At 66.3% G+C, this 26,296-nt stretch carries 35 protein-coding genes; 30 read left to right on the top strand and 5 right to left on the bottom strand.

Annotated features, from left to right (window positions below):
- Positions 1-212 precede the first annotated feature (212 nt).
- The gene (locus J2R99_RS01950) at positions 213-623 is read right to left on the bottom strand and encodes a winged helix-turn-helix transcriptional regulator (protein ID WP_307152814.1); all 411 of its coding nucleotides are present in this window, start codon (positions 621-623) and stop codon (positions 213-215) included.
- A gap of 109 nt (positions 624-732) precedes the next feature.
- Here J2R99_RS01950 and J2R99_RS01945 point away from each other — a divergent pair, with 109 nt between their 5' ends.
- Complete coding sequence (locus J2R99_RS01945) at positions 733-1,608, top strand: SDR family oxidoreductase (RefSeq protein WP_442476016.1); 876 nt, start codon at positions 733-735, stop codon at positions 1,606-1,608.
- 105 nt (positions 1,609-1,713) lie between these two features.
- Positions 1,714-2,865, top strand: coding sequence for a phage portal protein (locus J2R99_RS01940; RefSeq protein WP_307152812.1), 1,152 nt, complete (start codon positions 1,714-1,716; stop codon positions 2,863-2,865).
- Positions 2,866-2,871: 6 nt separating this feature from the next.
- Here the strand turns inward: J2R99_RS01940 and J2R99_RS01935 are convergent, their stop codons facing one another.
- The gene (locus J2R99_RS01935; RefSeq protein WP_307152811.1) at positions 2,872-3,768 is read right to left on the bottom strand and encodes an EamA family transporter; all 897 of its coding nucleotides are present in this window, start codon (positions 3,766-3,768) and stop codon (positions 2,872-2,874) included.
- A 71-nt stretch (positions 3,769-3,839) separates the two neighbouring features.
- Between J2R99_RS01935 and J2R99_RS01930 the strand changes: the two genes are divergently transcribed.
- From J2R99_RS01930 to J2R99_RS01885, 10 genes are all read left to right on the top strand, one after another.
- Entirely contained in the window at positions 3,840-4,721 is an 882-nt protein-coding gene (locus tag J2R99_RS01930; protein ID WP_307152810.1) for a LysR family transcriptional regulator, read from the top strand.
- 58 nt (positions 4,722-4,779) lie between these two features.
- Positions 4,780-4,968 carry a hypothetical protein gene (locus J2R99_RS01925; RefSeq protein WP_092810102.1) on the top strand — a complete coding sequence of 63 codons (189 nt, stop codon included), beginning with the start codon at positions 4,780-4,782 and terminating at the stop codon, positions 4,966-4,968.
- 15 nt (positions 4,969-4,983) lie between these two features.
- Complete coding sequence (locus tag J2R99_RS01920; protein WP_307152809.1) at positions 4,984-5,151, top strand: hypothetical protein; 168 nt, start codon at positions 4,984-4,986, stop codon at positions 5,149-5,151.
- A complete protein-coding gene (locus J2R99_RS01915) occupies positions 5,148-5,774 on the top strand; it encodes an HK97 family phage prohead protease (RefSeq protein ID WP_307152808.1) in 627 nt (208 codons plus the stop codon). Before J2R99_RS01920 ends, J2R99_RS01915 begins: the two co-directional genes overlap by 4 nt.
- 29 nt (positions 5,775-5,803) lie before the next feature.
- Positions 5,804-7,123 carry a phage major capsid protein gene (locus J2R99_RS01910; RefSeq protein ID WP_370872316.1) on the top strand — a complete coding sequence of 440 codons (1,320 nt, stop codon included), beginning with the start codon at positions 5,804-5,806 and terminating at the stop codon, positions 7,121-7,123.
- Between the two features lie 144 nt (positions 7,124-7,267).
- Entirely contained in the window at positions 7,268-7,822 is a 555-nt protein-coding gene (locus J2R99_RS01905; protein ID WP_307152807.1) for a head-tail connector protein, read from the top strand.
- Between the two features lie 41 nt (positions 7,823-7,863).
- Entirely contained in the window at positions 7,864-8,196 is a 333-nt protein-coding gene (locus J2R99_RS01900; protein WP_307152806.1) for a head-tail adaptor protein, read from the top strand.
- Positions 8,196-8,609 (top strand): DUF3168 domain-containing protein, encoded by a 414-nt coding sequence (locus J2R99_RS01895; protein ID WP_128292596.1) that lies wholly within the window; start codon positions 8,196-8,198, stop codon positions 8,607-8,609. Before J2R99_RS01900 ends, J2R99_RS01895 begins: the two co-directional genes overlap by 1 nt.
- A gap of 137 nt (positions 8,610-8,746) precedes the next feature.
- Positions 8,747-9,112, top strand: a complete 366-nt coding sequence (locus tag J2R99_RS01890; protein ID WP_307152805.1) for a hypothetical protein — start codon at positions 8,747-8,749, stop codon at positions 9,110-9,112.
- Complete coding sequence (locus tag J2R99_RS01885; RefSeq protein ID WP_307152804.1) at positions 9,105-9,707, top strand: hypothetical protein; 603 nt, start codon at positions 9,105-9,107, stop codon at positions 9,705-9,707. The genes J2R99_RS01890 and J2R99_RS01885 overlap by 8 nt, the downstream gene beginning before the upstream one ends.
- A gap of 177 nt (positions 9,708-9,884) precedes the next feature.
- On the opposite strand, the gene J2R99_RS01880 is transcribed toward J2R99_RS01885, so the two are convergent.
- Positions 9,885-10,886 carry an oxidoreductase gene (locus J2R99_RS01880; RefSeq protein ID WP_307152803.1) on the bottom strand — a complete coding sequence of 334 codons (1,002 nt, stop codon included), beginning with the start codon at positions 10,884-10,886 and terminating at the stop codon, positions 9,885-9,887.
- A gap of 164 nt (positions 10,887-11,050) precedes the next feature.
- Between J2R99_RS01880 and J2R99_RS01875 the strand changes: the two genes are divergently transcribed.
- The 10 genes from J2R99_RS01875 to J2R99_RS01830 are packed head-to-tail and all read left to right on the top strand — an operon-like array spanning position 11,051 to position 19,681.
- A complete protein-coding gene (locus tag J2R99_RS01875) occupies positions 11,051-11,458 on the top strand; it encodes a phage major tail protein, TP901-1 family (protein WP_128292597.1) in 408 nt (135 codons plus the stop codon).
- Between the two features lie 12 nt (positions 11,459-11,470).
- Complete coding sequence (locus J2R99_RS01870) at positions 11,471-11,836, top strand: gene transfer agent family protein (protein ID WP_307152802.1); 366 nt, start codon at positions 11,471-11,473, stop codon at positions 11,834-11,836.
- Positions 11,731-12,072 carry a rcc01693 family protein gene (locus J2R99_RS01865; protein ID WP_307154113.1) on the top strand — a complete coding sequence of 114 codons (342 nt, stop codon included), beginning with the start codon at positions 11,731-11,733 and terminating at the stop codon, positions 12,070-12,072. The genes J2R99_RS01870 and J2R99_RS01865 overlap by 106 nt, the downstream gene beginning before the upstream one ends.
- A 6-nt stretch (positions 12,073-12,078) precedes the next feature.
- Complete coding sequence (locus tag J2R99_RS01860; protein ID WP_370872315.1) at positions 12,079-12,681, top strand: phage tail tape measure protein; 603 nt, start codon at positions 12,079-12,081, stop codon at positions 12,679-12,681.
- 6 nt (positions 12,682-12,687) lie between these two features.
- Positions 12,688-13,329: a phage distal tail protein, Rcc01695 family gene (locus J2R99_RS01855; RefSeq protein WP_307152800.1), complete on the top strand. Its 642-nt coding sequence runs from the start codon at positions 12,688-12,690 to the stop codon at positions 13,327-13,329.
- Entirely contained in the window at positions 13,326-14,237 is a 912-nt protein-coding gene (locus J2R99_RS01850) for a phage/gene transfer agent baseplate hub protein (RefSeq protein WP_307152799.1), read from the top strand. The genes J2R99_RS01855 and J2R99_RS01850 overlap by 4 nt, the downstream gene beginning before the upstream one ends.
- Positions 14,238-14,262: 25 nt before the next feature.
- Positions 14,263-14,721: an NlpC/P60 family protein gene (locus J2R99_RS01845; RefSeq protein ID WP_307152798.1), complete on the top strand. Its 459-nt coding sequence runs from the start codon at positions 14,263-14,265 to the stop codon at positions 14,719-14,721.
- Positions 14,721-18,614: a baseplate multidomain protein megatron gene (locus tag J2R99_RS01840; protein ID WP_307152797.1), complete on the top strand. Its 3,894-nt coding sequence runs from the start codon at positions 14,721-14,723 to the stop codon at positions 18,612-18,614. Before J2R99_RS01845 ends, J2R99_RS01840 begins: the two co-directional genes overlap by 1 nt.
- 51 nt (positions 18,615-18,665) lie before the next feature.
- Complete coding sequence (locus J2R99_RS01835) at positions 18,666-19,484, top strand: glycoside hydrolase family 19 protein (protein ID WP_307152796.1); 819 nt, start codon at positions 18,666-18,668, stop codon at positions 19,482-19,484.
- Positions 19,481-19,681: a hypothetical protein gene (locus J2R99_RS01830; RefSeq protein WP_307152795.1), complete on the top strand. Its 201-nt coding sequence runs from the start codon at positions 19,481-19,483 to the stop codon at positions 19,679-19,681. Before J2R99_RS01835 ends, J2R99_RS01830 begins: the two co-directional genes overlap by 4 nt.
- Positions 19,682-19,692: 11 nt before the next feature.
- Here the strand turns inward: J2R99_RS01830 and J2R99_RS01825 are convergent, their stop codons facing one another.
- Positions 19,693-20,055, bottom strand: coding sequence for a type II toxin-antitoxin system RelE/ParE family toxin (locus J2R99_RS01825; protein ID WP_307152794.1), 363 nt, complete (start codon positions 20,053-20,055; stop codon positions 19,693-19,695).
- On the bottom strand, positions 20,052-20,318 hold the full coding sequence (locus J2R99_RS01820) for a type II toxin-antitoxin system ParD family antitoxin (RefSeq protein WP_307152793.1): 267 nt from the start codon (positions 20,316-20,318) through the stop codon (positions 20,052-20,054). The genes J2R99_RS01825 and J2R99_RS01820 overlap by 4 nt, the downstream gene beginning before the upstream one ends.
- A gap of 247 nt (positions 20,319-20,565) precedes the next feature.
- Between J2R99_RS01820 and J2R99_RS01815 the strand changes: the two genes are divergently transcribed.
- The 8 genes from J2R99_RS01815 to ccmE all read left to right on the top strand — a co-directional run bounded on the left by J2R99_RS01815 (position 20,566) and on the right by ccmE (position 26,290).
- A complete protein-coding gene (locus tag J2R99_RS01815; protein WP_307152792.1) occupies positions 20,566-20,754 on the top strand; it encodes a type II toxin-antitoxin system HicA family toxin in 189 nt (62 codons plus the stop codon).
- A gap of 7 nt (positions 20,755-20,761) precedes the next feature.
- Complete coding sequence (locus J2R99_RS01810) at positions 20,762-21,208, top strand: type II toxin-antitoxin system HicB family antitoxin (RefSeq protein WP_307152791.1); 447 nt, start codon at positions 20,762-20,764, stop codon at positions 21,206-21,208.
- A gap of 69 nt (positions 21,209-21,277) precedes the next feature.
- A complete protein-coding gene (locus J2R99_RS01805; RefSeq protein ID WP_205649906.1) occupies positions 21,278-21,553 on the top strand; it encodes a PepSY domain-containing protein in 276 nt (91 codons plus the stop codon).
- Between the two features lie 140 nt (positions 21,554-21,693).
- Positions 21,694-22,380 (top strand): response regulator, encoded by a 687-nt coding sequence (locus J2R99_RS01800; RefSeq protein WP_128292609.1) that lies wholly within the window; start codon positions 21,694-21,696, stop codon positions 22,378-22,380.
- Positions 22,373-23,815, top strand: coding sequence for an ATP-binding protein (locus tag J2R99_RS01795; RefSeq protein ID WP_307152790.1), 1,443 nt, complete (start codon positions 22,373-22,375; stop codon positions 23,813-23,815). The genes J2R99_RS01800 and J2R99_RS01795 overlap by 8 nt, the downstream gene beginning before the upstream one ends.
- A gap of 127 nt (positions 23,816-23,942) precedes the next feature.
- Positions 23,943-24,419 (top strand): RT0821/Lpp0805 family surface protein, encoded by a 477-nt coding sequence (locus J2R99_RS01790; RefSeq protein ID WP_234630574.1) that lies wholly within the window; start codon positions 23,943-23,945, stop codon positions 24,417-24,419.
- Positions 24,420-24,587: 168 nt separating this feature from the next.
- Positions 24,588-25,841: a c-type cytochrome biogenesis protein CcmI gene (gene ccmI / locus J2R99_RS01785; RefSeq protein WP_307152789.1), complete on the top strand. Its 1,254-nt coding sequence runs from the start codon at positions 24,588-24,590 to the stop codon at positions 25,839-25,841.
- Entirely contained in the window at positions 25,838-26,290 is a 453-nt protein-coding gene (gene ccmE / locus J2R99_RS01780; RefSeq protein WP_307152788.1) for a cytochrome c maturation protein CcmE, read from the top strand. Before ccmI ends, ccmE begins: the two co-directional genes overlap by 4 nt.
- Positions 26,291-26,296: the final 6 nt, after the last annotated feature.

Here is a 26,296-nt window from a genome sequence, read left to right as displayed (position 1 = left end):
TCGACCAAGGAAACCGGCATTGCCATGATCGGATAGACTTCGGGTTGGCCAAGGAAACCGGCATTGCCGTGATTGGATCGAGGTCAGCGACCCCCACCCGCCGCTCCTGATGGCGCGTCGACCTCCCCACAAGGGGGAGGTGGGGTGCGTACCGCGCGGCCGTGCCGACAGACCGGTTTTCGAAGAACGCGATTCCGATGGGGCGGAGGTCGTTACGCCGCCTCGGCCATTTTTGCGCGCGCTTCCACGACGGAGGCGAAATTGGTTTCCGCCCATTCGATGAGGCCAAGCAGCGGGCCGGCGAGGCTTTTGCCGAGGGGGGTGAGCGAATAGGTGACCTGCGGCGGCACGGTCGGCTGGACGTCGCGGTCGATGAAGCCGTCGGATTGCAGCCGGCGTAGTGTCTGCGTGAGCATGCGCTTGGAGATGTCCGGCACGGCGCGGGCGAGCGCGCTGAAGCGTTTTGGCCCGCCGGCGAGCGCTGAGAGAATGAGGATCGACCAGCGGTCGCCGATATGGTCGAGGAGGTTGCGCACCGGGCAGCGCGTCGCATCGAAATCGAACTTGATCCAGCTTTCGAATTTTTCACCGAGCGCGCGGTGCGGCTCCAGCTCTTGCGCCATCTCGACCTCCATAAGGGGCTTGTCGGTAACCTGGTGACGGGAAAGTGCCGTCTTCTCCGGTGGCTATAAGGTCTCTAAATGAGACTATGTCAACAAAAGAGACCGGAGAATTCCGATGAGCACCAATCCACGCTATGCCGTCACCGGCGCGAGCGGCCAGCTCGGCCGCCTCGTCATTGCCGACCTCGTCCGCCGCGTCGGCGCCGAGGCCGTCGCCGCGATCGTGCGTGATCCCGCGCGGTCCGCGAAGCTTTTCCCTGAGGGCGTCACGATCCGTGAAGGCGATTACGAGCGCCCGGAGACGCTCGATGCCGCCTTTGCCGGTGTGGAGCGGCTGTTGCTGATTTCCTCAAACGCGGTCGGAAGCCGCACGGGCCAGCACCGCAATGTCGTGGAGGCGGCAAAGCGCGCCGGTGTTGAGCGCATCGCCTATACGAGCCTCCTGCATGCCGACCGCTCGACCCTCGGGCTGGCGGAGGAGCATCGCGACACCGAAGCGGCGCTGGCCGCAAGCGGCCTCGCGGTCACGCTGTTGCGCAACGGCTGGTACACGGAGAATTACGCCGCCTCGATCCCGCCGGCGCTGGAGCATGGCGCCCTGATGGGGAGCGCCGATGGCGGCCGGATCGCAAGTGCTGCACGCGCCGATTATGCGGAAGCGGCGGCTGCCGCGCTGGTCGATGACACTGAGCCGCGCCGAGTTTACGAACTCGCCGGCGACGAGGCCTATACGCTCACCGAATTTGCCGCCGAAATCTCGCGCCAGTCGGGCAAGGCGGTCGCCTATGCCGACATGCCCGAAGCGGAGTATCGCGCAGCGCTCAAGAGCGCCGGCCTGCCGGAAGGCGTGGCGGCGATGCTCGCCGATTCCGACGCCGGGGCCGCCAAGGGCGATCTCTTCGACGATCGCCATGAACTGTCCCGGCTGATCGGCCGGCCGACGACGCCTTTTGCAGCAACGATCGAGGCGGCTCTGAAGGGCTGATCCGGCGGGTCTCCCCTGATCGGGCCGCCCCTCTCCTTCCTGGGGAGGGGAGCGTCGAGAGCGGCCGCGAATCCCGAGAAGGCCGCTTGAACAAGGGAGACACGCATGCGCTGGTGGAGACAAGCGCCGGAGGCGAAAGCCTCGCGCACGGGACCGCTGATCGCCTTTGCACGCACCGGCGCGCCGGTGTGGACGCCGCGCCATTACGCGGCGCTCGCCCGGCGGGGCTATATGGAAAATGCTATCGTCTACCGCGCCGTGCGGTTGATTTCCGAGGCGGCGGCCTCCGTGCCGCTACTTCTTTATGAGGGCGCGCGAGAGCTCGCCGAGCATCCGCTCTTGGCGCTTCTCGCCCGTCCCAATCCGCGTGAGGCCGGGGCGGAGCTGTTCGAGGCGGCCTATGGCCATCTCCTGACCGCCGGCAATGCCTATCTGGAGGCGGTGGCGGGCTCAGACGGTGAGATCCGTGAAATCTATGCGCTGCGGCCGGACCGGATGAAGGTGATTGCCGGGCCCGAGGGCTGGGCGGAGGCGTATGAATATACGGTCGCCGGGCGCAGCCTGCGCTTTCAGATGCCGCAGGAGGGGCTGTCGCCGATCCTGCATCTGACGCTCTTTCATCCGCTCAACGATTATTACGGCTTCGCCCCGCTCGAAGCCGCGCAGAAGGCGCTCGACCTCCACAACGAGGCGTCGGCCTGGAACAAGGCGCTTCTGGAGAATGCCGCGAGGCCTTCCGGTGCGCTCGTCTATCAGGGGCCGGAAGGGGCGAACCTGTCCGAAGACCAGTTCGCCCGCCTCAAAGGCGAGCTCACAGAGAATTTCGAGGGCGCGGCCAATGCCGGACGGCCGCTTCTGTTGGAGGGCGGGCTCTCCTGGCAGGCGATGAGTCTGTCGCCGAGGGACATGGATTTTCTGGAGGCGAAGAACGCCGCGGCGCGCGAGATCGCGCTCGCCTTCGGCGTGCCGCCGATGCTTTTGGGCATTCCCGGCGACAACACCTATTCCAATTACCAGGAGGCGAACCGGGCGCTGTGGCGGCAGACGGTCTTGCCACTGATCGGGCGCATGACGGGTGCGCTCTCCAATTGGCTGGCGCCGTCTTTCGGCGAGCGTCTGCGCCTTGCCTATGACGCCGATCAGATCGATGCGCTCGCCGCCGACCGGGCGGAGCGCTGGAAGCGCTTGTCCGAGGCGAGCTTTTTGAGCGACGACGAAAAGCGCGAGGCGCTGGGCTACGGGCCGCTCGAGGCGTAACGGTTTTCAGGCCTTCATCAGGGCGAGACCGCAGGCGATGCAGGCGGCGGAGATCCACCGCCAGCGGCTGACGGGTTCGCGCAGAACGAAGGCGGCGATGAGCGCGGCAAAGAGGATGCTCGATTCCCGCAAGGCTGCAACGAGCGCGATCGGCGCCTGCGTGAACGCCCAGACCGCGATCCAATAAGAGCCGAGTGACATCGCCCCGGCGGCGACGCCGCTTTTCCAGGCGGGCCGGAGGCCGGCGAAGGCGGCGCGGCCATGCCGCAGGGCGATGAAGGCCGTGAGGAGAGCGGTATCGCCGATGACCATCCACAGGACGAAGCCGGACGGTGTGCCGGCAACGCGCGCGCCAAGCCCGTCGAGAAGCGTGTAGCTGGCGGTGAAGCCGGCCGTGCCGAGGGCGAAGAAGAGGGCATGCCCGTCCATGCGGCCGGAGGTCGAGCCCTTCGCCGCCATCAGGAGAATCCCGGCCGAGATGGCGCCGATGGCGACCAGAGCGGACGGCGCAAAGGTGGCATCGAGAAACAGGACGGAGATGACCGTGACGAAGATCGGCGCGGCGCCGCGGGCGAGCGGATAGGCCTGGCTGAGATCGGCGCGCGCATAGGCTTCGATGAGAAAGAGCTTGTAGCCGGCATGAAGGGCGGCCGCAGCCGCGATCATCGGGAAGGCGGCCGCCGCCGGCCGGTCGACGAAGGGCAGCGCGACGGCTGCGATCGCCCCCTGCGCGATGGCGAGGAGCAGGATCGTGGAGACACGGTCGAGCCCGACCTTCACCACGGAATTCCATCCGGCATGGAGAAGGGCGGCGAGGATGACCGCGGCGAAGACGTGATTGTCCATGCAGGCTTTCCAGGAGAGGGGTCTGCGGCCGTAGGCAGCGCGGCGTGATGTTGTCATTTCCTCTTCTGGCTGATTGCGCTTTCTTGGAAAAACGATGATTTTTGGCGCTTGGTGTGAGGAAAACGCACATGAAGCGCGGTGCTCTTCCGCTCAATGCCCTGCGTGCCTTCGAGGCGACGATGCGGCATGGTCAGATGCGGCTTGCCGCCGACGAGCTCGGCGTGACGCATGGCGCCGTCAGCCGCCAGGTGCGGCTTTTGGAGGAGATCCTTGAGGTTCCGCTGTTCGAGGGGCCGCGCAACAAGCTGGTGCCGACGCAGACGGCGCTGGAGCTCGAACCGGCCTTGACCGAGGCCTTCGACGGCATCGAGGTGGCGGTCGCGCGCGCCATGCAGAGCGAGAGCCGGTTTCTCGACGTCTCCTGCACGGGCACGCTCGCCATGCGCTGGCTGATCCCGCGGCTCGTCGATTTCCAGACGGCGCATCCGAAGATCGAGGTGCGGCTGACCGGTGAATACGGGCCGGTGGATTTCTCCCGCCATCGTTTCGACGTGGCGATCCGCGTCGGGCGCGGGCCCTGGGGCGATGCGGAGGTGACGGAGCTGTTTGCCGAGGCGGCCGGGCCGGTGGTGAGCCCGAAATGTGCCGCGAGCGTCGATCTCGATGCGCCGGAGACGCTTCATGCGCTGCCGGCGCTCCATACGAAGACGCGGCCGGCGGCCTGGGCCGATTGGTGCCGTGAGATGGATCTGGCGCCGCCGGCGGGCGGGCGCGTCTTCGAGCATTTCTACTTCTTGCTGGAAGCTGCGACGGCCGGGCTCGGCGTGGCGATCGCGCCCGAAGTGCTGGTGCGCGACGATGTTGCGGCGGGACGGCTTCTGGCGCCTTTCGGCTTTGCTCCGACGGGGCAGGCCTATGTCGCGCTGAGGCCGCGTCGGCCGAACCGCGATGCGCAGCTTTTCATCGCCTGGCTGGAAGACGCGGCGGTCGCGCCCGACCCGGCAAGCTGATCCGGGCGCCTGCCGGTTCTCCGGCTGGGCGGACATGACAGGAAGCGAAGGGGTGACGATGCCTGAGCTCACCAAGACCTTCGCCGAACGGGGCGATCTGGCGCATCTGGCGCTGTTTCTGTGGGCGTCGGGCGCCTCCGGGCTTCTCGTCTGGAGCCTGCGCGAGCTCGCCGCCTCCAACCGGCGGTTCAACGATTTCGTCAAGGAGATCGCACAGCTCAACCGGCTGTTCCGCGACCATTCCTGAACTTTCGAGGCCACGATGAAGAGATTTTGGAACGCGCTGTTGCCGGCGCGAACGGACCATCGCGCCGTCTTTTCGGAATTCGCCGTCAGGCTTTTGGGGGCGATCGCCGAGCAGAGATTCGCGCGCCACGGAAACGGCGCGGCCGGCGAGACCGGCAGGCCGCGCTTCCGGGTGGTGCGATGAGGGCGCTCGCCCGGCACGGGCCGGACATCCTCCCCGCCACCGCGGCCTTGCGGGAAAGCCTGCAGGAGATCGGCGCCGATGGGCGCTTCTCCGGCTATGCGAGCCTTTTCGGCCGGCGCGACATGGCCGGCGACATGGTCATGCCGGGCGCCTTCGCGAGTTCTTTGAAGGCGCGCGGGGCGGCCGGCATCCGCATGCTCTTCCAGCACGATCCGGCCGAGCCGATCGGCGTCTGGGAGGAGATTGCCGAGGATCGGCGCGGGCTTTTCGTGCGCGGACGGCTGACGCTCGACGTGGCGCGGGCACGCGAGGTGCATGCGCTGCTGAAGGCGGGCGGGCTCGACGGGCTGTCGATCGGCTACCGCACGCTGCGCGGGCGCAAGGACCGGCGGGCCGGCATCCGGCGTCTCTACGAGATCGATCTCTGGGAGGTCTCGATCGTCACCTTTCCGATGCTGACGGAGGCACGCATCGTCTCCGTCAAGACAAGCGAGGCGGGGCTTTCCGCAAGGTTTTTGGACGCCGCGCGGCGCCTGACACCTGCCCGGCCGAAAGCTGCTGGACCGAAAGCTGTTGGGCCGAAAGCTGCCCGGATTGCCGGCGGAAGACCGGCCTTTTCCTGAACACGCGAAACCAAGAGGACGAAATGACGATGTCTGCCCGAACGGCCGAGCTGCGCCCGGCGCTGGAAAACAAGATGCATGGCGATCCCCTCGCCGAGACCAAGGCGGGGCCGACGCCTGAAGTGGGCGCCGCCTTCGACGAGTTCATGAACGCCTTCGAGGCCTTCAAGGAAGCCAATGACGAGCGGCTCGGCGAGATCGAGCGGCGCCTTGCCCCCGATGTCGTCACCGAAGAGAAGGTGGCGCGCCTCAACGACGTGCTCGACCGGCAGGAAAGGGCGATCGAACGCCTGACGATCGAGGGGCGGCGGCCTCGGCTTTCCGGCGGCACCGGGGCGGAGCCGCGTCTGGAACGCGCCGGCGCCGATCTCTCTGGCCATGGCGCTGCCTTCTCCCGCTACCTGCGGGCGGGCGAGACCGCGGCTCTTGCACGGCTCGAGCGAAAGGCGATGGCGATCGGCACCTCCGATGGCGCCGATGGCGGCTATCTGGTGCCGGACGAGACGGAAGCGGAGATCGGCCGCAGGCTTGTCGAGGTGTCGCCGATCCGTGCCATCGCGAGCACGATCACCGTGTCGGGCAGCCTCTACAAAAAGCCGTTCGCGGTGAGCGGGCCGGCGACCGGATGGGTCGGAGAGAGCGAGGCGCGGCCGGAGACGGATACGCCGGTTCTCGACGCGCTCGAATATCCGGTGATGGAGCTTTATGCGATGCCCGCGGCGACGGGCGCGCTTCTCGACGATGCGATCGTCGATCTCTCCGCCTGGCTGGCCGGCGAGGTCGATCAGGCCTTTGCTGAACAAGAGAGCGCGGCCTTCGTCAATGGTGACGGCAACAAGAAACCGACGGGATTTCTCGCCGTGCCGAATGTCGCCGAAAGCGCCTGGGAATGGGGCAAGCTCGGCACGCTTTCGACCGGGGTGTCAGGCGGCTTTCCCGCCGACATGCCGAGCGATCTTCTCATCGACCTCGTCTATGCGCTGAAGGCCGGCTATCGCCAGAACGCCCATTTCGTCATGAACCGGCGCACCGAGGCGGCGGTTCGAAAATTGAAGGACGCCGACGGCAATTATGTCTGGGCGCCGCCGGCGGGTCTCGGCAGCCGCGCCACGATCATGAATTTCCCGGTCGTGGAAGCCGAAGACATGCCCGACATCGCCGCAGGCTCTCTGTCGATCGCCTTCGGTGATTTTTCGCGCGGCTATCTGATCGTCGATCGCCAGGGCATCCGCATCCTGCGCGATCCCTATTCGGCCAAGCCCTACGTGCTTTTTTACACCACGAAACGGGTCGGCGGCGGCGTCCTCAATTTCGAAGCGATCAAACTTGTCAAGTTTAGCGCAAGCTAGGCGTGCGAAGAAGGGTCGTCACCGACCTGAGGGTGCTGCCCTCATGTGATCCGGGGTCCCGCTCCTGCACCCCCATCCTCCGACGGGGCCCCGGCCTGCGGCCTGCCTTCGGGCAGGCCGCTCCTTTTTTCCCCAAGGTGACATATGCAACGCATTCTTCTGGAAGGGCCGGAGGTGGAGCCCGTGTCGCTCGCCGAGGCGAAGGCGCATCTGCGCGTCGAGCACGAGGCCGAAGACGAGCTCATCTCCGCTTATCTTGTTGCCGCGCGCGTGGCGCTCGAAGGCGATCTCCGAAAAGTTCTGATCGCCCAAGCATGGCGGCTGGTCCTGACGGAACGGCCGCAAGGCGGACGTCTGCGCCTGCCGATCCGCCCGCTCCTGTCGGTGGATCGGGCGCGGCTCATGACGGCTTCAGGCGAAAGGCTCCTCGAAGAGGACGAGATTTCGCTTGGGGGCGCGGCGGACGAGCTCCGGCTCGACACGAGGCTTTGGGGCATGATCCGGCTTCAGATCGACGTCACCGCGGGTTTCGGCGAGAGTGCAGCCGAGGTGCCGGCGCCCTTGCGCCAGGCGATCCTGTTGCGCGCCGCCCATTGGTACGAGCATCGCGGCGCAGCACTCGAAGCGGATGGGCCGGGCGCGCTGCCGGCGGGCTACGAGCGGCTGATCGCGCCATTTCGCGAACTGGTGCCGGCATGAGCGCGGCGCGCCGGACGGGGATGCGGTCCGGAATGCGAGCTGTGACGCGACCTGTGACCAGGCCGGGCCGGCTCTCCCAGCGCATGGTCTGGGAACGGCCGGTAACCGCGCCCGACGGGCTCGGCGGCGAAACTGCCACCTATCTGCCGATCGGGCATGTCTGGGCCGATCTCCGACCCGGAACGGCCCGCGAGGTGGCGCTCGGCGAAGGACGGGTCGGCGAGGTGACACATGAGATTTTCGTGCGGCGCGAGGTGGGGCTTCTGGCCGGCGACCGGCTGCGGCTCGGCGCGCGGGGTTTTCTCTGCGTCATCTGCCACGATCCCGACGCGAGCGGCCGCTTTACCCGCATCGAAGCCGTGGAGGAGGTGTGATGGGCGCCGAAGAGGCCCTGCAGCGGGCGATCTATGAACGGCTTGCGGGCGATGCGGCGCTGACCGCCCTGATCGGCGCCGACAAGGTCTTCGATCATGTGCCGCGGAATATGAGCGCGCCTTACGTGCATCTCGGCGAGATGGAGGTGACGCCCGTGGCCGCCGGCAGCGGTGCGGAGACGAAGCTCGTCGAGATTATCTTTTCGCTCGTCGCCTTTTCGCGCGGTCGCGGCCGCCGCGAGACGCTCGGGCTTGCCGCGGCTTTGCGCGATTTGCTGCATGACGCCGATTTCGCGCTCGCCGGCTTCACGCTCGTCGGCTGCCGCTTCGTCCAGATGAAGACGAGCGGCGCCGGCGAGGCGAGCGGCCGGCGGGCGGTGCTGAAATTTCGCGCGGTGGTGGAGGAGGCGTGAGGGTGGGATATAGACGTGTTGAAAGATCAAGCCTTCATGGAGCAGTTCTTGCGATGGCGTCTGTGGCGATGTGGGTCATTCACCGGGACTGAATGGATCATGTAACTCTGTATGCAACGAGAAGTATGCAGGGTCGCATGGCACGGAAGCCGAAAGAAATCGGGACACTTGCCCACCTTGCGCATGCCCTGGCTGAGTTTGGTAGCCGGCTCGGAAGAGATACTCTCGTCTTCGTCGTTCTCGCGGTTGGTGCTTTTGGAGCGATGTCTCTCGGCGCCGACGAAAAGGCCGTCGCGTATGTCGCGACGCTTCTCCTGCTGGGCTGGCTTGTCAATAAATTGGTCAACGCCTACCTTCGCGAGCGCGAGGCCGCGCGCCGCCTGTTGCAACTCAGGCAAGAGCGCGGCGTTAAGCTTTTGGAGAAATACTCCGAGAAGCAGGCACGCTTTCGCTTCAAAGGAGGCAAGTCTTCATCCGAGACAGAGAGTCGAGACAATGACTGAGATGATCGGAGAAGCGTTGTTCCGGGACGTTGGAATCTGGTTGCCGCTTCTGGTCGCCCTTATCGTGGCTGCCTACTGGAGAGTCTGGCGGCTGGAGCAACGGGCAGACGTTCTCGATCTCGCGCGAGAGGCGAGCGAAGACTTTTACGATATGGCTGAAAGCGTGCTCTCCGACCCTGCGGCACCGGAAGAGGTCAAGCGGGCGCTGTACGATGTTGCGCGCGCGGTGACGGAACAGGACGCCGGCCACGAAATCTATCAGCTCGTTTTGCAGAGCACCCTGAAAGAGGATCTGAGGCCGCGGGCAAAAGGCGGCCTCACCACGGCGATGGATCAGTTGAGGCGGCATCGTAGCGACCTTTACGAGAACGCCGAAGGTGCGTTTCGCGCCGGTCTGGCCGCTATACTCCTTGGGAATGCTGGTTTCGATCGCAAGATGAGCGTGACGGTTGTCCGCTCCGCCCGCTATCCGATCCTGATGCGCCTCGTAGAGATGATTGAAAAGTTCTTCTCAGGTCCTGACGGCGTGCGCTTGAGCGATGGCCACACATCCAATCGGCCAGGGCCATCAGCTGGATGTGCGGACGCTGCGTGAGGCGATTGGCCGGGCGCGGCAGAGGCTTTGGCGGGGCTTTGCTCCGAAGAGCCGCACATGGGCGATCACGCCGTGGCTGGATGGCTGGCACCGGCGAAACGAGAAGACGCCGTCACAAAGAGACATCTTGTAACCGGCCAAGGCAAGCCCGGCCGAAGCCTGGGCTCAGTCGGCCTCTCAGGTGAGGCCGGTGAGGTGCTGGCTGAGGGTCCACAGGCGTTTCGCGGCTTCCGGATCGACGGCATAGGCGCGCACGCCGGTCGTCAGACGCGTCGCGGGGTCTGCAGGGTCTTCGGCGGTTTCCGGCGCGATCGGGGCGATGTCGCAATCATCGCAATAGACGCCGCCCATGCCGTCGAGATCCGGGCTGACGGCACACCAGACCGAGGTCGCCGCCCCCTGCGGGATCGTCTTCAGCGAGCGGGCCGGATCGATGACCGGTTCACCGTTCTCGTCGATGGCGCCCATATCGCGCAGCCTCGACGGATCGAGATGGCGGCCGAGATCGGTCGCGACGATGCCGCCCGGATGCAGCGAGAAGGCGCGCACGCCGTGGCTTTCGCCGCGCCGGTCGAGCTCCAGCGCAAAGAGGATGTTGGCCGTCTTCGACTGGCCGTAGCCGAGCCAGGGGTCGTAGTCGCGCCGCTCGAAATTGACGTCGTCGAACACGACGGGCGAGAAGCGGTGGCCGCGCGAGGAGAGCTCCACGACGCGTGCGCCGCCGGCCGCGCCGGCTGCCTTCAGGGCTGGCCAGAGCCGCGCCGTCAGCTGGAAATGCCCGAGATGGTTGGTGGAGAACTCGGATTCGTAGCCGCGCGCATCGCGCGCCAAAGGCGGGGCCATGACGCCGGCATTGTTGACGAGAATGTCGAGTGCCCGGCCGGAGGCAAGAAAGGTCTCGGCGAAGGCATCGACGGAGGCGGGGTCCATGAGGTCCATCGGCGCCGAGGAGACGCGCGCAAGACCGGCGAGGGCGTGCTCGGCCTTTGCCTGATCGCGCACCGGGACGATGACTTCGGCACCGGCGCCGGCAAGCACGCGCACCGTCTCAAGGCCGATGCCGGCATAGCCGCCGGTGACAATCGCTGTTTTGCCGGAGAGATTGATGCCGGAAACGACCTCTTCAGCGGTGGAGGCGGCACCGAAACGGGAGCCGATCGGGGCCTGGGAACTGGGCATGGGGCGAGAACTCCGTTTGGGACGAGACCGGGAGATAGGGTCTCATTCGGGCGGCGGCTTGCCTGATCCTGTCAATTGCTTGTCCGCTTGAGCGAAGCTTCTTCGCCGGCCTCCCCCGGGCGGTGCTCCGAAACGTCTGCCTGAAATCAGCGGGAGAACCCATCATGAGTGCCCAGAAAGGCAAGGACCTGCTCCTGAAACTGGAGCGGGACGGACAATTCGTGACTGTCGCCGGGCTCCGCGCCAGGCGGATTTCGTTCAACCAGGCGAGCGTCGACATCACCAACACCGATTCCGCCGGGCGCTGGCGCGAGCTTCTGGAGGGCGCGGGCGTGAAACGGGCCGGGCTTTCGGGCTCCGGCGTGTTTCGCGACCAGGCGAGCGACGCGACGATCCGCGAGATCTTCTTTGCCGGCACGATCGTCGCCTGGCAGGTGGTGATCCCGGATTTCGGCACGGTGACGGGCCCGTTTCAGGTGACGGGGCTTGAGTATTCCGGCGAGCATGACGGCGAGGTCGCCTACGATCTGGCGCTGGAATCCGCCGGTGAACTCGCCTTTGCGGCGTTGTGAGCGGAGGCGGAGATGGCGAATTCCCATCGCGGCGAGATCGATGCGGTGCTCGGCGGCGAGACGCGCAGGCTCTGTTTGACGCTCGGTGCCCTGGCCGAGCTCGAAGCCGCCTTCAAGGCCGAGGATCTGGTGGCGCTCGCCGCGCGCTTCGAGACGGGCCGGCTGTCGGCCCGCGATCTCATCCGGATACTGGGGGCGGGTCTGAGGGGCGCCGGCGAGGCGATCACAGACGACGAGGTGGCGGTGCTGCGCGCTGACGGGGGGGCGGCGGGATTTGCAAAGATCGCCGCGGAGCTTTTGCGGGCGACTTTCGGGGCTCCGCAGATGGACGACGGCGGTTCCGACGCTCCGGGCGGAACCGCAAAAAACCCTCTTTAGCCGCAGACGGCAGGAAAGGCGGCAGGAAAGGCGGCACGAGAGAGGCCGCGAAGGCCTTTCCCTGGCAGGAGGCGATCGCCTTTGGCCTCGCCGTTCTGCGGCTTTCTCCACGCGATTTCTGGGCGATGACGCCGCGCGAGTTTTCGGCCTGCCGCTCGGCTTTGTTCGGCGCAGGCAAGACCCCACTCACAGCGGGGGAGCTCGCGCAGCTGATAGCGCGCTTTCCCGATCGGTAGGACATGATGGCAGACGATTTCGATTTCGGCTCGGACGAGCTCTCCGGAAGTGCTACGGCGCTTTCGGCGACGCTCGGCGACCTTCAGCATCTGGCGGACGGGTTCGGGCGCTCCATGACGAGCGCCTTCCGTCAGGCAGCGGTGGAGGGAAGGCGCTTCGACAGTGTCTTGAAGAGCCTGGCGCTCGGCCTGTCGGGGCGCGCGCTCACTGCCGCGCTCTCGCCGATCGCCGGCGGGCTGTCTGGCGCGCTTACTTCTGTGTTCGGCTCGCTTCTTGGTGGCTCGTTTGTGGGCGGTTTCGCCAAGGGCGGGGTGTTTGCGGGCGGCAAGGTCACGCCCTTTGCTTCGGGCGGGGTCGTCGCCGCGCCGAGCTATTTTCAGACGGGCAGCGGCATCGGCCTGATGGGCGAGGCGGGGGCGGAGGCGATCCTGCCTTTGCGGCGCGGCGCCGACGGAAGGCTCGGCGTTGCGGCCGCGGGTGCTGGGGCGCAGCCGGTCCACGTCACCTTCAACGTGACGACGCAAGATGCGGCGAGCTTCCGCCGGTCTGAAGCCGAAATGACGGCGATGCTGGCGCGTGCCGTGTCGCGCGGCCGGCGGGGGCTGTGAGCCGTCATGTCCGCGGGCTTTAACGAGATTTCGTTTCCGCTGGCGCTCGCTTTCGGCTCGTCCGGCGGACCGGAGCGGCGCACCGAGGTGGTGACGCTCGCCTCCGGGCGTGAGGAGCGCAACCAGCGCTGGGCGGATTCCAGGCGCCGCTACAATGTCGGCTCGGGCGTGCGCTCGCGCGCCGATATGGAACGGCTCATTGCCTTCTTCGAAGAACGGCGCGGCCGGCTCTATGGCTTTCGCTTCCGCGACCGCAGTGATTTTTCCTCCGCGCCGGTGCCGGCCGAGCCCGGCCCCTTCGATCAGCGCATCGGCACGGGCGACGGCACAACGGCGGAATTTCTCCTCGTCAAACGCTACGGCGACGGGCTCGCCCCCTGGCTGCGGGAGATCGAAAAGCCGGTTGAGGGCACGATCCGCGTTGGCGTCGGCGGGGTGGAGACGGCGGTGGGCGCGTTTTCCGCAGATCCCACCACCGGGCGCATCGCCTTTTCCTCCGGCCATGTGCCAGCGGCGGGAGCGGCGGTCACCGCCGGCTTTCTCTTCGACGTTCCGGTGCGCTTCGACAGCGACCGCCTCGACATCGACCTCGCCGCCTTCGAGGCCGGCGAAGCGCCCTCCGTTCCGATCGTGGAGATCAAGCCGTGAAGGATTTTTCCGCTGCGCTGACGGCGCATCTTGAAGCGGGCGTCACGAGCCTTTGCGCCTGCTGGACACTGATCCGCGCCGACGGGGTGAGGCTCGGTTTCACCGATCACGACCGGAGACTCGTCTTCGGCGGTGTCACCTACGAGCCGCAGAACGGGCTGACGGCGTCGGGTGGCGTCGCCCATGCGGGGCTTGAAGTCGGCGGCCTCGACGTCGCCGGGGCGCTGAGTTCGGACAGGCTGTCGGAGGAGGATCTTCTCGCCGGGCTCTATGACAATGCCCGCGTCGAGATGTGGCTCGTCAACTGGGCGGCGCCCGATATGCGCCATCTGATGCGGATCGCCTCGATCGGCGAGGTGACGCGCGAGGACCATGCCTTCAAGGCCGAACTGCGCGGGCTCGCGCACGCGCTCGACCAGGAGAGCGGCCGGCTCTTTGCGCATCTCTGCGACGCCGATCTCGGCGACAGCCGTTGCCGCGTCGATCTTGCGGCCCTGCGCGTCGAGGCGGTCGTGACCGCGACGGATGGGGTGGGCTGGATCGAGGCCGGCGAGCTCGGTGCGGAAGATGGGGTGCGGGATGGCAGCCTGGCGCGGGGGCTTCTGACGTTTCTCTCCGGGGCCAATCAGGGTCGTGCCATCGAAGTGGCGCGCCACTCTGTCGAGGGGACGGCGCACCGCCTGACGCTCTGGCAGAAGATGGAGCGGGAAATCGCCGTCGGCGACCGGGTTGCGGTGACGCCCGGCTGCGACAAGCGGCTGGCGACCTGCCGCGAACGCTTCGCCAACACGCTCAATTTCCGCGGCTTTCCGCACATGCCGGGCAACGATTTCGTCTGGTCGGTGGCAAGCGGCGGCGAGGTCAGCACGACGACGCCCTTCATCGGGCGCCCGGGCCCAAACGAATGAGGACCGAACGAGCAAGGGCCAGCGCATGGAAAAGGTGACGCGTGCGGCGATCTTGGGCGCGGCAAGGCGCTGGATCGGCACACCCTATCGCCATCAGGCCGCCCTGCGCGGCGTCGGTGCCGATTGCCTCGGCCTCGTGCGTGGCGTCTGGCGCGATCTTTATGGTGCGGAGGCGGAGACGCCGCCCGCCTATACGCCCGACTGGGCGGAGGCGCGGGGCGAAGAAACGCTGAGGGACGCCGCGCGCCGGCATCTCTGCGAAATCGAGATTTCAGCGGCGCGGGCCGGCGATGTGCTCCTCTTCCGCTGGCGAAGGGGGCTTCCGGCAAAGCATGCCGCGATCCTTACCGGCGAGACGACGATGATCCACGCGCATGAAGGGGCGGCGGTGGCCGAAGTGGCGCTGGTCGCGGCCTGGCGGCGGCGCATCGCCTATGCCTTTGCGTTTCCGAACCTCGACGACAACGATGCGGAGAAGGGCTGATGGCGACGCTTCTGTTGAGCGCGGCGGGCGCGAGCCTTGGCGGTCTTTTCGGCGGGGTCGGAGCGATCGCCGGACGCGCGCTCGGCGCGCTCGCGGGCTATGCGATCGACCGCAGCGTATTTTCCACCGAGCGCAAGGCGGAGGGCGCGCGGCTTTCCGACCTGACCGTGCAGAGTTCGACCGAAGGTGCCCCGATCCCGCGCGTCTATGGCCGCGTGCGTCTGGCCGGCCAGGTGATCTGGGCGACGGATTTCGAAGAAGTCGCGACGACCGACACGCAGCGCGCGGGTGGCAAGGGCGGCGGCAGCAAGGTGACGACGACCACCTACAGCTACTTCGCCAATTTTGCCGTGGCGCTGTGCGAAGGCGAGGTGGCGCATATCGGCAGGATCTGGGCGGACGGAAAGCCGCTCGATCCCTCACTCGTCACCTTGCGCATCTATAAGGGCAGCGAGGATCAGTTGCCCGATCCTTTGATTGCCGCGCATGAGATCGACCCACCCGCCTATCGCGGCACCGCCTATGTCGTCTTCGAGCGCCTGGCGCTTGCAGAATTCGGCAACCGCATTCCGCAGCTCTCCTTCGAGATTTTGCGGCCGGTCGGCAGCATCGAAAAGGATATCCGCGCCGTTTGCGTGATCCCGGGGGCGGGCGAGTTCGTCTACGACACCGCGCTTCGTCTCAGCGAGGGCGATCCAGGCACCTATGCCACCGCGAACACGTTTGCCCGCCGCGAGGAGGCGGATTTCGAGACCTCGCTCGACGAGCTCATGGATCTCTGCCCACGGCTTGAATGGGTGACGCTGGTTGTCGCCTGGTTTGGCAACGATCTGCGGGCGCCCGAATGTCTGATCCAGCCGATGGTCGACGATGCCCATAAGCGGATCTCCGGCGGCGACTGGTCGGTGGCGGGGCTCACGCGCGGCGAGGCGGAGGTCGTCTCCTATATCGACGGCCGCGCGGCCTATGGCGGCACGCCGAGCGATGAGACGGTCATCCGGGCGATCCGCGAGTTGACCGCGCGCGGCCTGAAGGTGGCGCTTCTGCCCTTCGTGCTGATGGATGTCGCGGAAGACAACGAGCTTCCCGATCCGCGCAGCGGCGAGGCGGGGCAGCCGCCCTATCCCTGGCGTGGGCGCATCACGCTCACCGTGGCGCCGGGGCGGGCCGGTTCGCCCGACAAGAGCGCGGCGGCGGCAGGCGAGATCACGGATTTTCTGGGCGAGGCGTCGCTCGGCCAGTTTTCGGTGGGCGCCGGGGGTGTTTTTTATTCCGGGCCCACGGAATGGCGCTATCGCCGCTTCATCCTGCACAATGCCCATCTGGCGAAGGCGGCGGGCGGGGTCGACGCGTTTCTCGTCGGCTCGGAAATGGTGGCGCTGAGCCAGATCCGCGGGCAGGGGAACCGCTATCCCTTCGTCGAGGCGCTGCGCGTGCTGCGCGGTGAATGCCGTCAGGTGCTGGGGCCGGCGACGAAAATCTCCTATGCGGCCGACTGGTCGGAATATTTCGGTCATCAGCCGGCGGATGGCTCCGGCGACGTCTTCTTCCATCTCGACCCGTTCTGGGCGGAGGCCGATTTCGTCGGCATCGACATTTACTGGCCGCTTGCCGACTGGCGCGACGAGCCGGGCCACGCCGACGAGGCTGCGGGGAGGTCGATCCACCGCTGCGATTACCTGCGCAAGAACCTCGCCGCCGGCGAAGGTTTCGACTGGTATTACGCCTCCGACGAGGACCGGAAGGCGCAGCGGCGCAGCAGGGTCACCGACGGGACGGCGGGAAAGCCCTGGGTGTTTCGCTTCAAGGACATCGAGAGCTGGTGGAAAAACCGGCATTACGACCGGCCCGGCGGCATGGAACAGGCGACGCCGACGCCGTGGGTGCCGTTTTCGAAACCGATCTGGTTCACCGAATTCGGCTGTCCGGCCGTCGACAAGGGCGCGAACCAGCCGAACGTTTTCTACGATCCGAAATCCTCGGAAGGCGCGCTGCCGCATTTTTCCGCCGGCGAGCGCGATGATCTGATCCAGCGCCGCACGATCGAGGCGCTTTTGTCCGCCTATGACCCGAGCCACGGCGAGTATGCGGGGATGAACCGGGACGGACCGAACGGCTTCCTGATGGTCGATCCGGCGCATCTGACGCTGTGGACCTGGGATGCGCGGCCCTATCCGTGGTTTCCGGCCCTTGAGGATGTCTGGGGCGATGCGCCGAACTGGCGGTTCGGGCATTGGCTCAACGGACGGCTGGGCGCCATGGACCTCGCCCGGCTGATCGAGGCGGTGCTGTCGGATCATGGCTTTGATGCGGCCGAGGTCGCCGATGTGCACGGGCTCGTGGAGGGGTTTGTCGTCAGCGATCGGACCTCGGCGCGCGCGACGCTGGAACCGCTTCTGTCCGCCTATGGAGTCGATGCGGCCGACGCCGGCACCAAGATCCGCTTCCGCGGGAGGGCGCGGCCGCTCGATGCGAGCCTGTCGGACACTTTGCTGATCGACGCGACCGACGCGCCGCTGACGACGCGAAAACGGGCGCAGGAGACGGAGCTTGCCGCGGAAGTGGCGCTGCGCACGCTGTCTCCCGACAACGATTACCGCATGGCGGCGGCGCATTCGCGCCGGCTTGCGGGACGAAGCCGCCGCGTTCTGACGCTCGATCTGCCGATCGTGGCGCGTGACGCGGAGGCCGAAACGCTCGCCGAGGCGATGCTCGCCGATCTTTGGCGGGGGCGCGAGGAGATTTCCTTCGTGTTGCCGCCGAGTTTTTCTGCGCTCGATGCGGGCGATGCGATACGGCTCACGCTGGAGGGGCGCTCCGACACGTTTTTGGTGACGCGGATTGCCGATGGCGAGGCACGTGAGGTGGAGGCGCGGCGGGTGACGCTGCGGCGCAAGGCGATGGTGCCGGCGACGCCGACCCCGCCGGGGATCGTCACGCCGCCGGCCTATGGGCCGCCGCTTGTGCATGCGATGGAGCTACCGGCGCCGGCCGATGGCGAGAAGGCGCATCAGCCGCGGCTCGCCGCCTTCGCCGAGCCATGGCCGGGCACGCTCGCCGTCTATCGGGGCGAGGCAGGGGGTGGTTTTTCCTTTCTCTCGACGATTGCGACCCGGGCCACCTGCGGCCGGCTCGCGACGGCTCTGAGGCCCGGCCCGCTCGGCCGCTTCGACCGTGCCAATGCGCCGGAGGTGATGCTCTATGGCGGGGCGCTCGCCTCGCTGCCGGAGATCGATGTGCTGGCGGGCGGCAATCTCGCGGCGGTCAAAGCCGATGATGGCAGCTGGGAAATTCTGCAATTCGCCACGGCCGAGCTGATCGCAACGCGCCGCTATCGTCTTTCTCTCCTGTTGCGGGGGCAGGGCGGCAGCGAGACCGCGATGGCGGCAGGTGCCCGTGCCGGCAATGCTTTCGTGCTGTTGAACGACGCCGTCGCCGTTTTGCCGATGGGGCTCGACGCGATCGGGCGGGAACAGCGCCTGCGCATCGGGCCGATCGCCGAAAGCCATGCGGCGGCGAGTTTCGTCGAGATCGCCGTCACGCCCGAGGGGCGGGGGCTAAGACCTGCGAGCCCGGTGCATCTGCGGGCAAGGCGCGTTTCCGCGACGGGCGATGTGGCGCTGTCCTGGACCCGGCGCACGCGCTTTGGCGGCGACAGCTGGGCGCTCGCCGAGGTGCCGCTCAACGAGACACGCGAAGCCTACCGCGTCGAGATCCTGGATGGTGGCACCGTGCGCCGGGAAGCGGAGACGGGGAGCGCGAGCTTTGCCTATGCCGCCGCCGACCAGCTCGCCGATTTCGGGGCTTTGCCGGAGGTGCTGTCCGTGCGTGTCGCACAGCTCTCGGAGACGATCGGCCCGGGCTTTGCGGCCGAGGCGACGCTTCGCCTCTGACGGGCGGCGGCGCCGAGACAAGGCTTTTCAAATACAGAGAGGGAGAGCGGCATGATCGCCGTCAAGGACCTGCGGACGATTGCGGGCGCGAGGGCGCGCGCCGGCATTCTGGAAGGCGTGGCCGAGGGGCTTGCCCGTCACGGCAAGGCTTTCGGGCTCGACCGGCCGGAGATGCTCGCCGCGTTTCTGGCGCAGGTCGGCCATGAGAGCGGGCGTTTCCGCTATCTGGAAGAGATTTGGGGGCCGACGGCGGCGCAGCGGCGCTACGACACGCGCACCGATCTCGGCAACACGCCGGAGGCGGACGGCGACGGCTATCGCTACCGCGGCCGCGGGCTCATCCAGGTGACGGGACGGGCGAATGTGGTGGCCTTTGCGGCCTGGGCGAAAGAGCGTTTTGCCGATGCGCCGGATTTTTCAGCCGAACCGGACGGTCTGGCGGCCTTTCCATGGGCCTTCGTGTCGGCGCTCTGGTACTGGGAGAGCCGCGATCTCGGCCGGTTCGCGGCAGCCGGCGATCTGATCGGCCTGACGCGGGCGGTCAATGGCGGGCTCAACGGCCTCGCCGACCGGCGGCGCCTTTATGTGCGCGCCGCGCTCGTCCTCCTCGGCCAGGAGCTGACGAAGGGGGCGGTGAAACGCTTCCAGGCCGCGCGCGGCCTCACCCTTGATGATATCGCCGGAGCGAAGACGCTTCGCGAACTGCATGTTGCGCTCTCGGAAATGCCGTTGCTGAAGGCTGGCGCCGCGATGCGGCCCGCGCTTCAGGCGGACCGCGTGGCCCCGCCCTGGGGCCTGATCTTTCTCACGCTTTGCGTTCTGGCCGCTCTCGCAGCGGCCATTTTTCTGTCTGGAGGAAAAATCTCATGACCACCGTCACTCAGCCGACGCTCCTGCCGACCAACAAGCTGACCGCGGCGACGTTTGCCGCCTCGCTCGCCAATCTCGCGCAGCTTCTCGTGGCGCGGCATTTTCCCGAATTTGCCGATCCGGAGATCTGGGCCCCGCTCGCCCCGGCGCTGGCGCTGATCGTCGGCTATTTCGTGAAGGACCGGCCGAATGCGTGAGGGGGAACACGTCAGTCATTGGAGGGCAGGTTGCCGATCGCGAGGTGATGTCGGGGCGCCATCCTTTCGTGCAGCACTCGCAAGATGATGGTGCCGGTTGACCCGTCGGAGAGAGCCCCGACCTTGAAATAGAGGCAATGTGCGGCGCCGTGGCGCCGACCCGCTGCAAGGGCGAGGTGGAAGAAGCGGACGTCTTTCGCCACATCTGAACGATCGAGAGTGCCAGGCCCAACGGGATCTTCGGCGATGCGCTCAATCCCCTTCCTGATAATGCCTGCGTAAGCTTCGGTTTGTTTTGGCCCGAAGAGCGTCAGCGTTTCCTGGAGAATGGCTTGGACGTCGTTCTCAGCAAGAAGCGTAAGCTCGTAGTTCATCCACTCGTGTTGCCTGCGAGTATGTCCGACAGGATGTCATCGACCGTTTTCTTGGAGAAACGGCCGGCCTCGGCCTCTTCAAGTCCGCGTGCGATTTCCCGTCTCAGGATGACGAGTTTTTCTTCCTCTGCGGCCTTCTCGTGCTGCAGCAACAACAGCGCGTCCTGCACGACGTCACTCGACGAGGTGTAGCCGCCCTTCGCCACTTCGCCCTCTAGGAAGTCGGCAAGGTCGGGGCGCAAGTTGACGGTCACAGTCGTCATCGCGGGTCTCCAATCGACGATCTAAAGATCGGGGCGCCACAGTTTTTGTCAACGGCGGCGTTGCTCCGGCCGTGGCGCTGTCGTTGGTCGTCAGCTATTTTAGGAAGGACCGGCCGAATGTGTGAGGGGATGCGGAGACTCTCGAATGTTTGCATCCGGGAGCTGCACACAATCAGCTTGAAATAGGCAATCGCCCCTTCCACACTCGTGTGGACTTCCACAGTGGTGTGGCGGGCGATATGTTCCGATGAACTCTGCTGAACTCCGCAAGCTCTTGAAAGACCATGGCTGCAAGTTCGAGACTCATAGAGGCGGCAGCGGGCATCAGACTGTTCGGCGCGGCAGCCGCAAGGCGGTCATTCCGATCCATGGCTCGAGCAAAGAACTCGGAAAGGGCCTCGTCGCCCGCATCCTCAAGGACCTCGGGATAAAGTGACGTGCCGATGTATTACGAAATCGTCATCGAAATGGACGAAGCCGAAGACGGGACTTTGAGCTGGCTCGTCTCGGTACCCGAATTTCCCGAGATCACGACTTTCGGCGAGACGAAGGAAGAAGCCTGCCAGAACGGCCTGAAGGCCATCGAAGAAGCGATCGCCGCGCGTATTGCAGATGGAGAGGCGATTCCCGCACCGCGCCACGAACCGTGCGGGCATGGTCATTCTGTGCAGTTACCGGCGCTGATCTTTCTCAAGGCGCTGCTGTATATGCTCTCCAAATCCAAGGGCGTGACCCGTGCGGAGCTTTCAAGAAGGCTCGGCTGGCACCGTGAGCAGGTGGACCGACTGTTTCGTCTGGATCACAAATCACAGCTCGACCAGCTCGAGGCGGCTTTCGAGGCGATCGGCGTACCACTTGCCTTCGATATCTCATTTCCAGAGGCCGCATAGGGCTGGATCTTTCCCGAAACTCACCTCCCCATTCAGCCCGCATTCAGCCGCTCGTGCTATGAGACAGGCATGATGATGTTGCGCCCCTTCCTGTCGGTCTTCGCCCTTCTCCTGTCGCTCCTGGTGGCCGGGGAGGCGGCTGCTGCCTGTCTTGGCCCCGGTGAGGCGCGTCAGGTGGTGGCGTCCGGCCAGGCCGTGCCGTTGTCGCAGGCGCTGAGGCGCGCCGGCATTTCCGGCGAGGTCGTCGACGTCAAATTGTGCGAGGCGGGCGGCGGCTATGTCTATCAGGCCTCCGTGCTCGGTCCGGACGGAAGGCTTCAGCGCGTCAACATTCCGGCGCGTTAGGCAAAGAGATAGGCTTTCGAAGACGAATCGTGGCCGATGAAGACGGGCCGGAGAACACGGGCCGGCGAAAAAGGCCGGTCAAAAGAGGCGGTCGATAGCGGGCGACAAATCCCGAGCAGAGACGAAAGGCGAAGGCTCTCATGCGCATTTTGGTCGTCGAGGACGACGAGAATCTGAACCGTCAGATGGTGAGCGCGCTCACCGAGCAGGGTTATGCGGTCGATGCCGCGCTCGACGGTGAGGACGGCCATTTTCTCGGCGAGACGGAGCCCTACGACGCCGTGATTCTCGATCTCGGCCTGCCGCAGATGGATGGGCTGTCGGTTCTGGAAGCCTGGCGCCGCGAGGGGCGCACCATGCCCGTCCTCATTCTGACGGCGCGCGACCGCTGGTCCGACAAGGTGCAGGGGATCGACGCCGGCGCCGACGATTATGTCGCAAAACCCTTCCATATGGAGGAGGTTCTGGCGCGTGTGCGTGCGCTCGTGCGGCGCGCCGCCGGCCATGCCTCCAACGACCTCACCGCCGGGCCCGTTCGCCTCGATCTGAGGGCGAGCCGCGTGACGGTCGACGGCAATCCGGTGAAGCTCACCTCGCACGAATACAAGGTGCTCGAATATTTGATGCACCATCGCGGCAAGACGATCTCGCGCACGGAGCTGACGGAGCATCTTTACGATCAGGATTTCGACCGTGATTCCAACACGATCGAAGTTTTCGTCGGGCGTCTCAGAAAGAAGCTCGGCATCGATCTGATCGAGACGGTGCGCGGGCTCGGCTACCGCATCGACCCGCCGGGAGGCGAGACCGACGGCGCCGATGCTTGAGCGGCTGCATCCACGAAGCTGGGGGCTCGGCTTTGGCAAACCCAGGGGACAAGCCGGGGGGCACGCCAAGGGACAGGGCTCGCTCAGTCTGCGGCTCGCCATCATCGCGGCGGCCGGTACGACGGTCGCGCTGCTTCTCGCCGCCATTCTCTTCATTTCGCTTTTCCGCGACAGCCTGCAACGGAGTTTCGATTTCCGCCTGGTGGCGCTGCACAAGGCGCTCGTCGGCGCCGTCGTCGCCTCGGGCGAGGGGCCGAACGAAACTCAAGTCGCGCTCGGCGAGCCGCGCTTTTCCCTGCCGCAATCGGGCTGGTACTGGCAGATCCGCGACATGGAGACCGGCGCGGTTCTGACGGCTTCGCCGTCGCTCTTCGGCGATCATCTCGCCGTCGCCGATCTGCCCGACCCGGACGGGCGGCCGCGCCGCCTGTCTTTCGATGGGCCGGGGGGCCGCGGCCTCAGAGCCGTGGAACGCCAGATCACCAAACCGGACGGCAAGCGGCTTGCGGTGCTGGTGGCCGGCGATGCCCGCGGCGTGGCACGTGATATTTCCAGATTCACCACCATCGTGGCGATCACGCTTGGCATCTTCGGACTGCTCCTTGCGATCGGCGCGGCCGTCCTGATCCGCTTCGGATTGAGGCCTCTGCGCGACGTGCGCGCAGCGCTGCAGGAGGTCAGACAGGGCGAACGCGTCAGCCTCGGCGGCCAATGGCCGGACGAGATCGCGCCGCTTGCCGAAGATCTCGATGCGCTCATCCTCTCCAATCGCGAGATCGTGGAACGGGCCCGCCGCCATGTCGGCAATCTTGCGCATGCGCTGAAGACCCCGCTTGCCATCCTGCAGAACGAGGCGGAGGCGGGCGAGGGCGAGCTTGCCGAGCGCGTCGGCCGCCAGGTGGAGGTGATGCGCGGCCAGATCGGCCATCATCTCGACCGCGCCCGCATCGCCGCGCAGACGAACGTCATCGGCGCCATGACTCCGGTGGCGCCCGTCGTGGAAGCCCTGGCGCGGGTCATGCAGAAGGTGCATGGCCGCGACCGTCCGCTGAAGATCAGCGTGCATTGTCCGGCAACGCTCGCCTTCCGCGGCGAGAAGCAGGATCTCGAAGAGATGGTCGGAAACCTTCTCGACAATGCCTGCAAATGGGCTGAGTCCAAGGTGACGCTCTCGTGTCTGCCCTCCGGAGACGGCAATGCGCGGCGCGCGCGGCTCATGATCGTCGATGACGGGCCGGGGCTTGCGCCAGACGAGCGCAAGAAAGTGCTGGCCCGCGGCATGCGGCTCGACGAGACGAAGCCGGGCTCGGGTCTCGGCCTGTCGATCGTGGAAGAGCTCGCCCGCATCTATGGCGGCTCCCTGACATTGGAGGCGGCGCCCGAAGGGGGCCTGAAGGCTGTGCTCGACCTGCCGGTGGCGGAAAAGGACGGATAGGCTGTCAGAAGCTCTGCTCCGTGAAAGGTGAAGAGGCCTCCGACCGCAATTTTGCCATCCTGCTCTGGAACCGGTTCGCTCGATCTGCCATGGATTGGCCGAGGGGTTTTTTCGAGAGGATTGTTCAATGAGACTTGCAGTGACGAGTGCCGCAATTGGTGCTCTGTTTCTCACCGCTTGCCAGACCGAGCCCGGGGGAATGGGGCAGCGCGAAGGCATCGGTACCCTCGGCGGTGCCGTCGTCGGTGGCGTTCTCGGCAACCAGATCGGCCATGGCTCGGGCCGCGTTGCGGCAACCGCGATCGGCGCGCTCGCCGGCGGCCTGATCGGTAACCGCGTCGGCGCCAATATGGACCAACAGGCCCGTCAGCAGGCACTTGCGGCCGAATATCAGGCGCTCGAATACGGCGCGCCGGGCCGCCCCGTCCAGTGGCAGGCGAGCACGGGCAATTACCGTGGCGAGATTGTTCCGGGACAGACCTACCAGATCAATTCCGTCGATTGCCGCGACTATGCGCATACGATCTACATCGAAGGCTCGCCGCAAGTGGCCCGCGGCACAGCGTGCCGCCAGCCGGATGGCACCTGGCGCCCGGTGAGCTGAGCGCGGCAGATCTCGATTTGACGACAGGCCGCGGTCTTGTGCCGCGGCCGATAAAAGTGACCTGCCGCGAGGTTCTTGGGCATCCTATCTAGACGAAAGCGTGTTCGTCGCATTGTGACCCTGACTTTGGACGGGTACATCTAGCCCAAGATAAGAGCTTGAGATCTCATGCTTCTCTGGTTGGCGATTGCAATCTTCACGGTCATAGCTGTTCTGGCCGTGGTTCTTCCTCTCCTGCGGGAGGGAAAGCCCGTCGATTCGCGCGAAAACTATGACGCGGCAGTTTACCGCCGTCAGCTCGATGAGCTCGAGCGCGATCGCGAGGCTGGACGGATCGGTGGTGAAGAGGCCGAAGCGGCAAGGGCCGAGATCGGCCGCCGGCTGATCGCTGCGGACCGCCGCGAAGCGGCGCGGACGGCGTCTGCGGGTGGCGGTTTCCGGCGCGCGGCGACGGCTGCCTTAGCGCTCGTCGGTATCCCGCTCCTGGGCCTCGGGCTTTATCTGGCGCAGGGCTCTCCGGGCCTTCCCGACGAGCCGTTGCAGGCGCGTCTCGGCGATGCGCCGGACAGCAAGAACATTTCACTCCTCGTCGGACGTGTGGAAGACCATCTGGCGCGCAATCCCGATGATGTCCGCGGCTGGGAGGTTCTGGCGCCGGTTTATTCGCGTCTCGGCCGTCCGGTCGATGCCGCCCGTGCCTATCGCAACGTCATCCGCCTGGGCGGCTCCACGCCGGCCAGGCAGACGGCGCTCGGCGAAGCGCTCGTCATGGCCTCCGGCGGCATCGTCACCGACGAAGCGCGCGAGGCATTCGAGGCCTCTGCCGAATCGGGTGCTGAGCTCGACAGCGATACGGCCAAGGCACGTTTTTATCTGGCTCTCGCGATGGAGCAGGAAGGCGACAACGAGGGCGCGACGACCGCCTTGCACGCGCTTCTTGACGACGCGCCGGCCGATGCCGCCTGGCGGCCGGCGATCGAAGAGACGGTGGCGCGCATCGAACGGGCCGAGAAGGACACGGCCGCCGCGCTCTTTGCCAAACCGAAAAAGCCGGCGCTTGGACCGCTGCGCGAGAATGCGCCGAGTGCGCAGGCCGATGCCGGCGTACCGCCGGCTGCGACGCCCACGCGTGGGCCGAGCCAGGAGGAAATGGACGCCGCCGGCGCCATGGCTCCTGAAGATCGCATGGCGATGATCGAGGGCATGGTCGACAATCTGGCCGATCGACTCGAGAAAAAGCCGGACGATGCGGATGGCTGGCTGCAGCTTGTCCGTTCCTATGCCGTGCTTGGGCGGCGTGAAGACGCCGCCGAGGCCGCTCGCACGGCCCTTGCGTCGGTCTCCGACACGGAGAAGCGGCGCGAAATCGCTCAGCTCGCCCAGGACCTGCGTCTCCCGGGCATGGAGGAGATGACGCAATGACCCGCAAGCAACGCCGTTTGTCGCTCATTGCCGGAGCCGGATTGGTGCTTGCGAGCGCCGTCGGCCTGGTGGCCTATGCGCTCAACGACCAGATCGTCTTTTTCTACGCGCCGAGCGAACTGGCCGAAAAGCAGGTCGCCCCAGGGGCGCGCATCCGGCTTGGAGGTCTCGTCGCCGAAGGTTCGGTGAAGCGCGAAAAGGACGGCGAAGTCTTCTTCTCCATCACCGATACGGCCAAGGTCGTGCCGGTCATGTATCGCGGCATCCTGCCGGATCTGTTCCGCGAAGGGCAGGGCGTCGTCGCCGAAGGGCGGATGGAGCCCGACGGCAGCTTCCATGCCGACAGCGTGCTGGCCAAGCACGACGAGAATTATATGCCCCGTGAGGTGGCCGATTCCCTGAAATCGCAGGGTCTGTGGAAGCACAACCAAGAGACAGCGACGCAGTGATGTCCT

The organism is Rhodopseudomonas julia, assembly GCF_030813515.1.
Lineage (GTDB): Bacteria > Pseudomonadota > Alphaproteobacteria > Rhizobiales > Afifellaceae > Afifella > Afifella julia.
The sequence above is the reverse complement of the archived record's forward strand: the minus strand, read 5'-3'. Positions and strand labels throughout refer to the sequence as shown.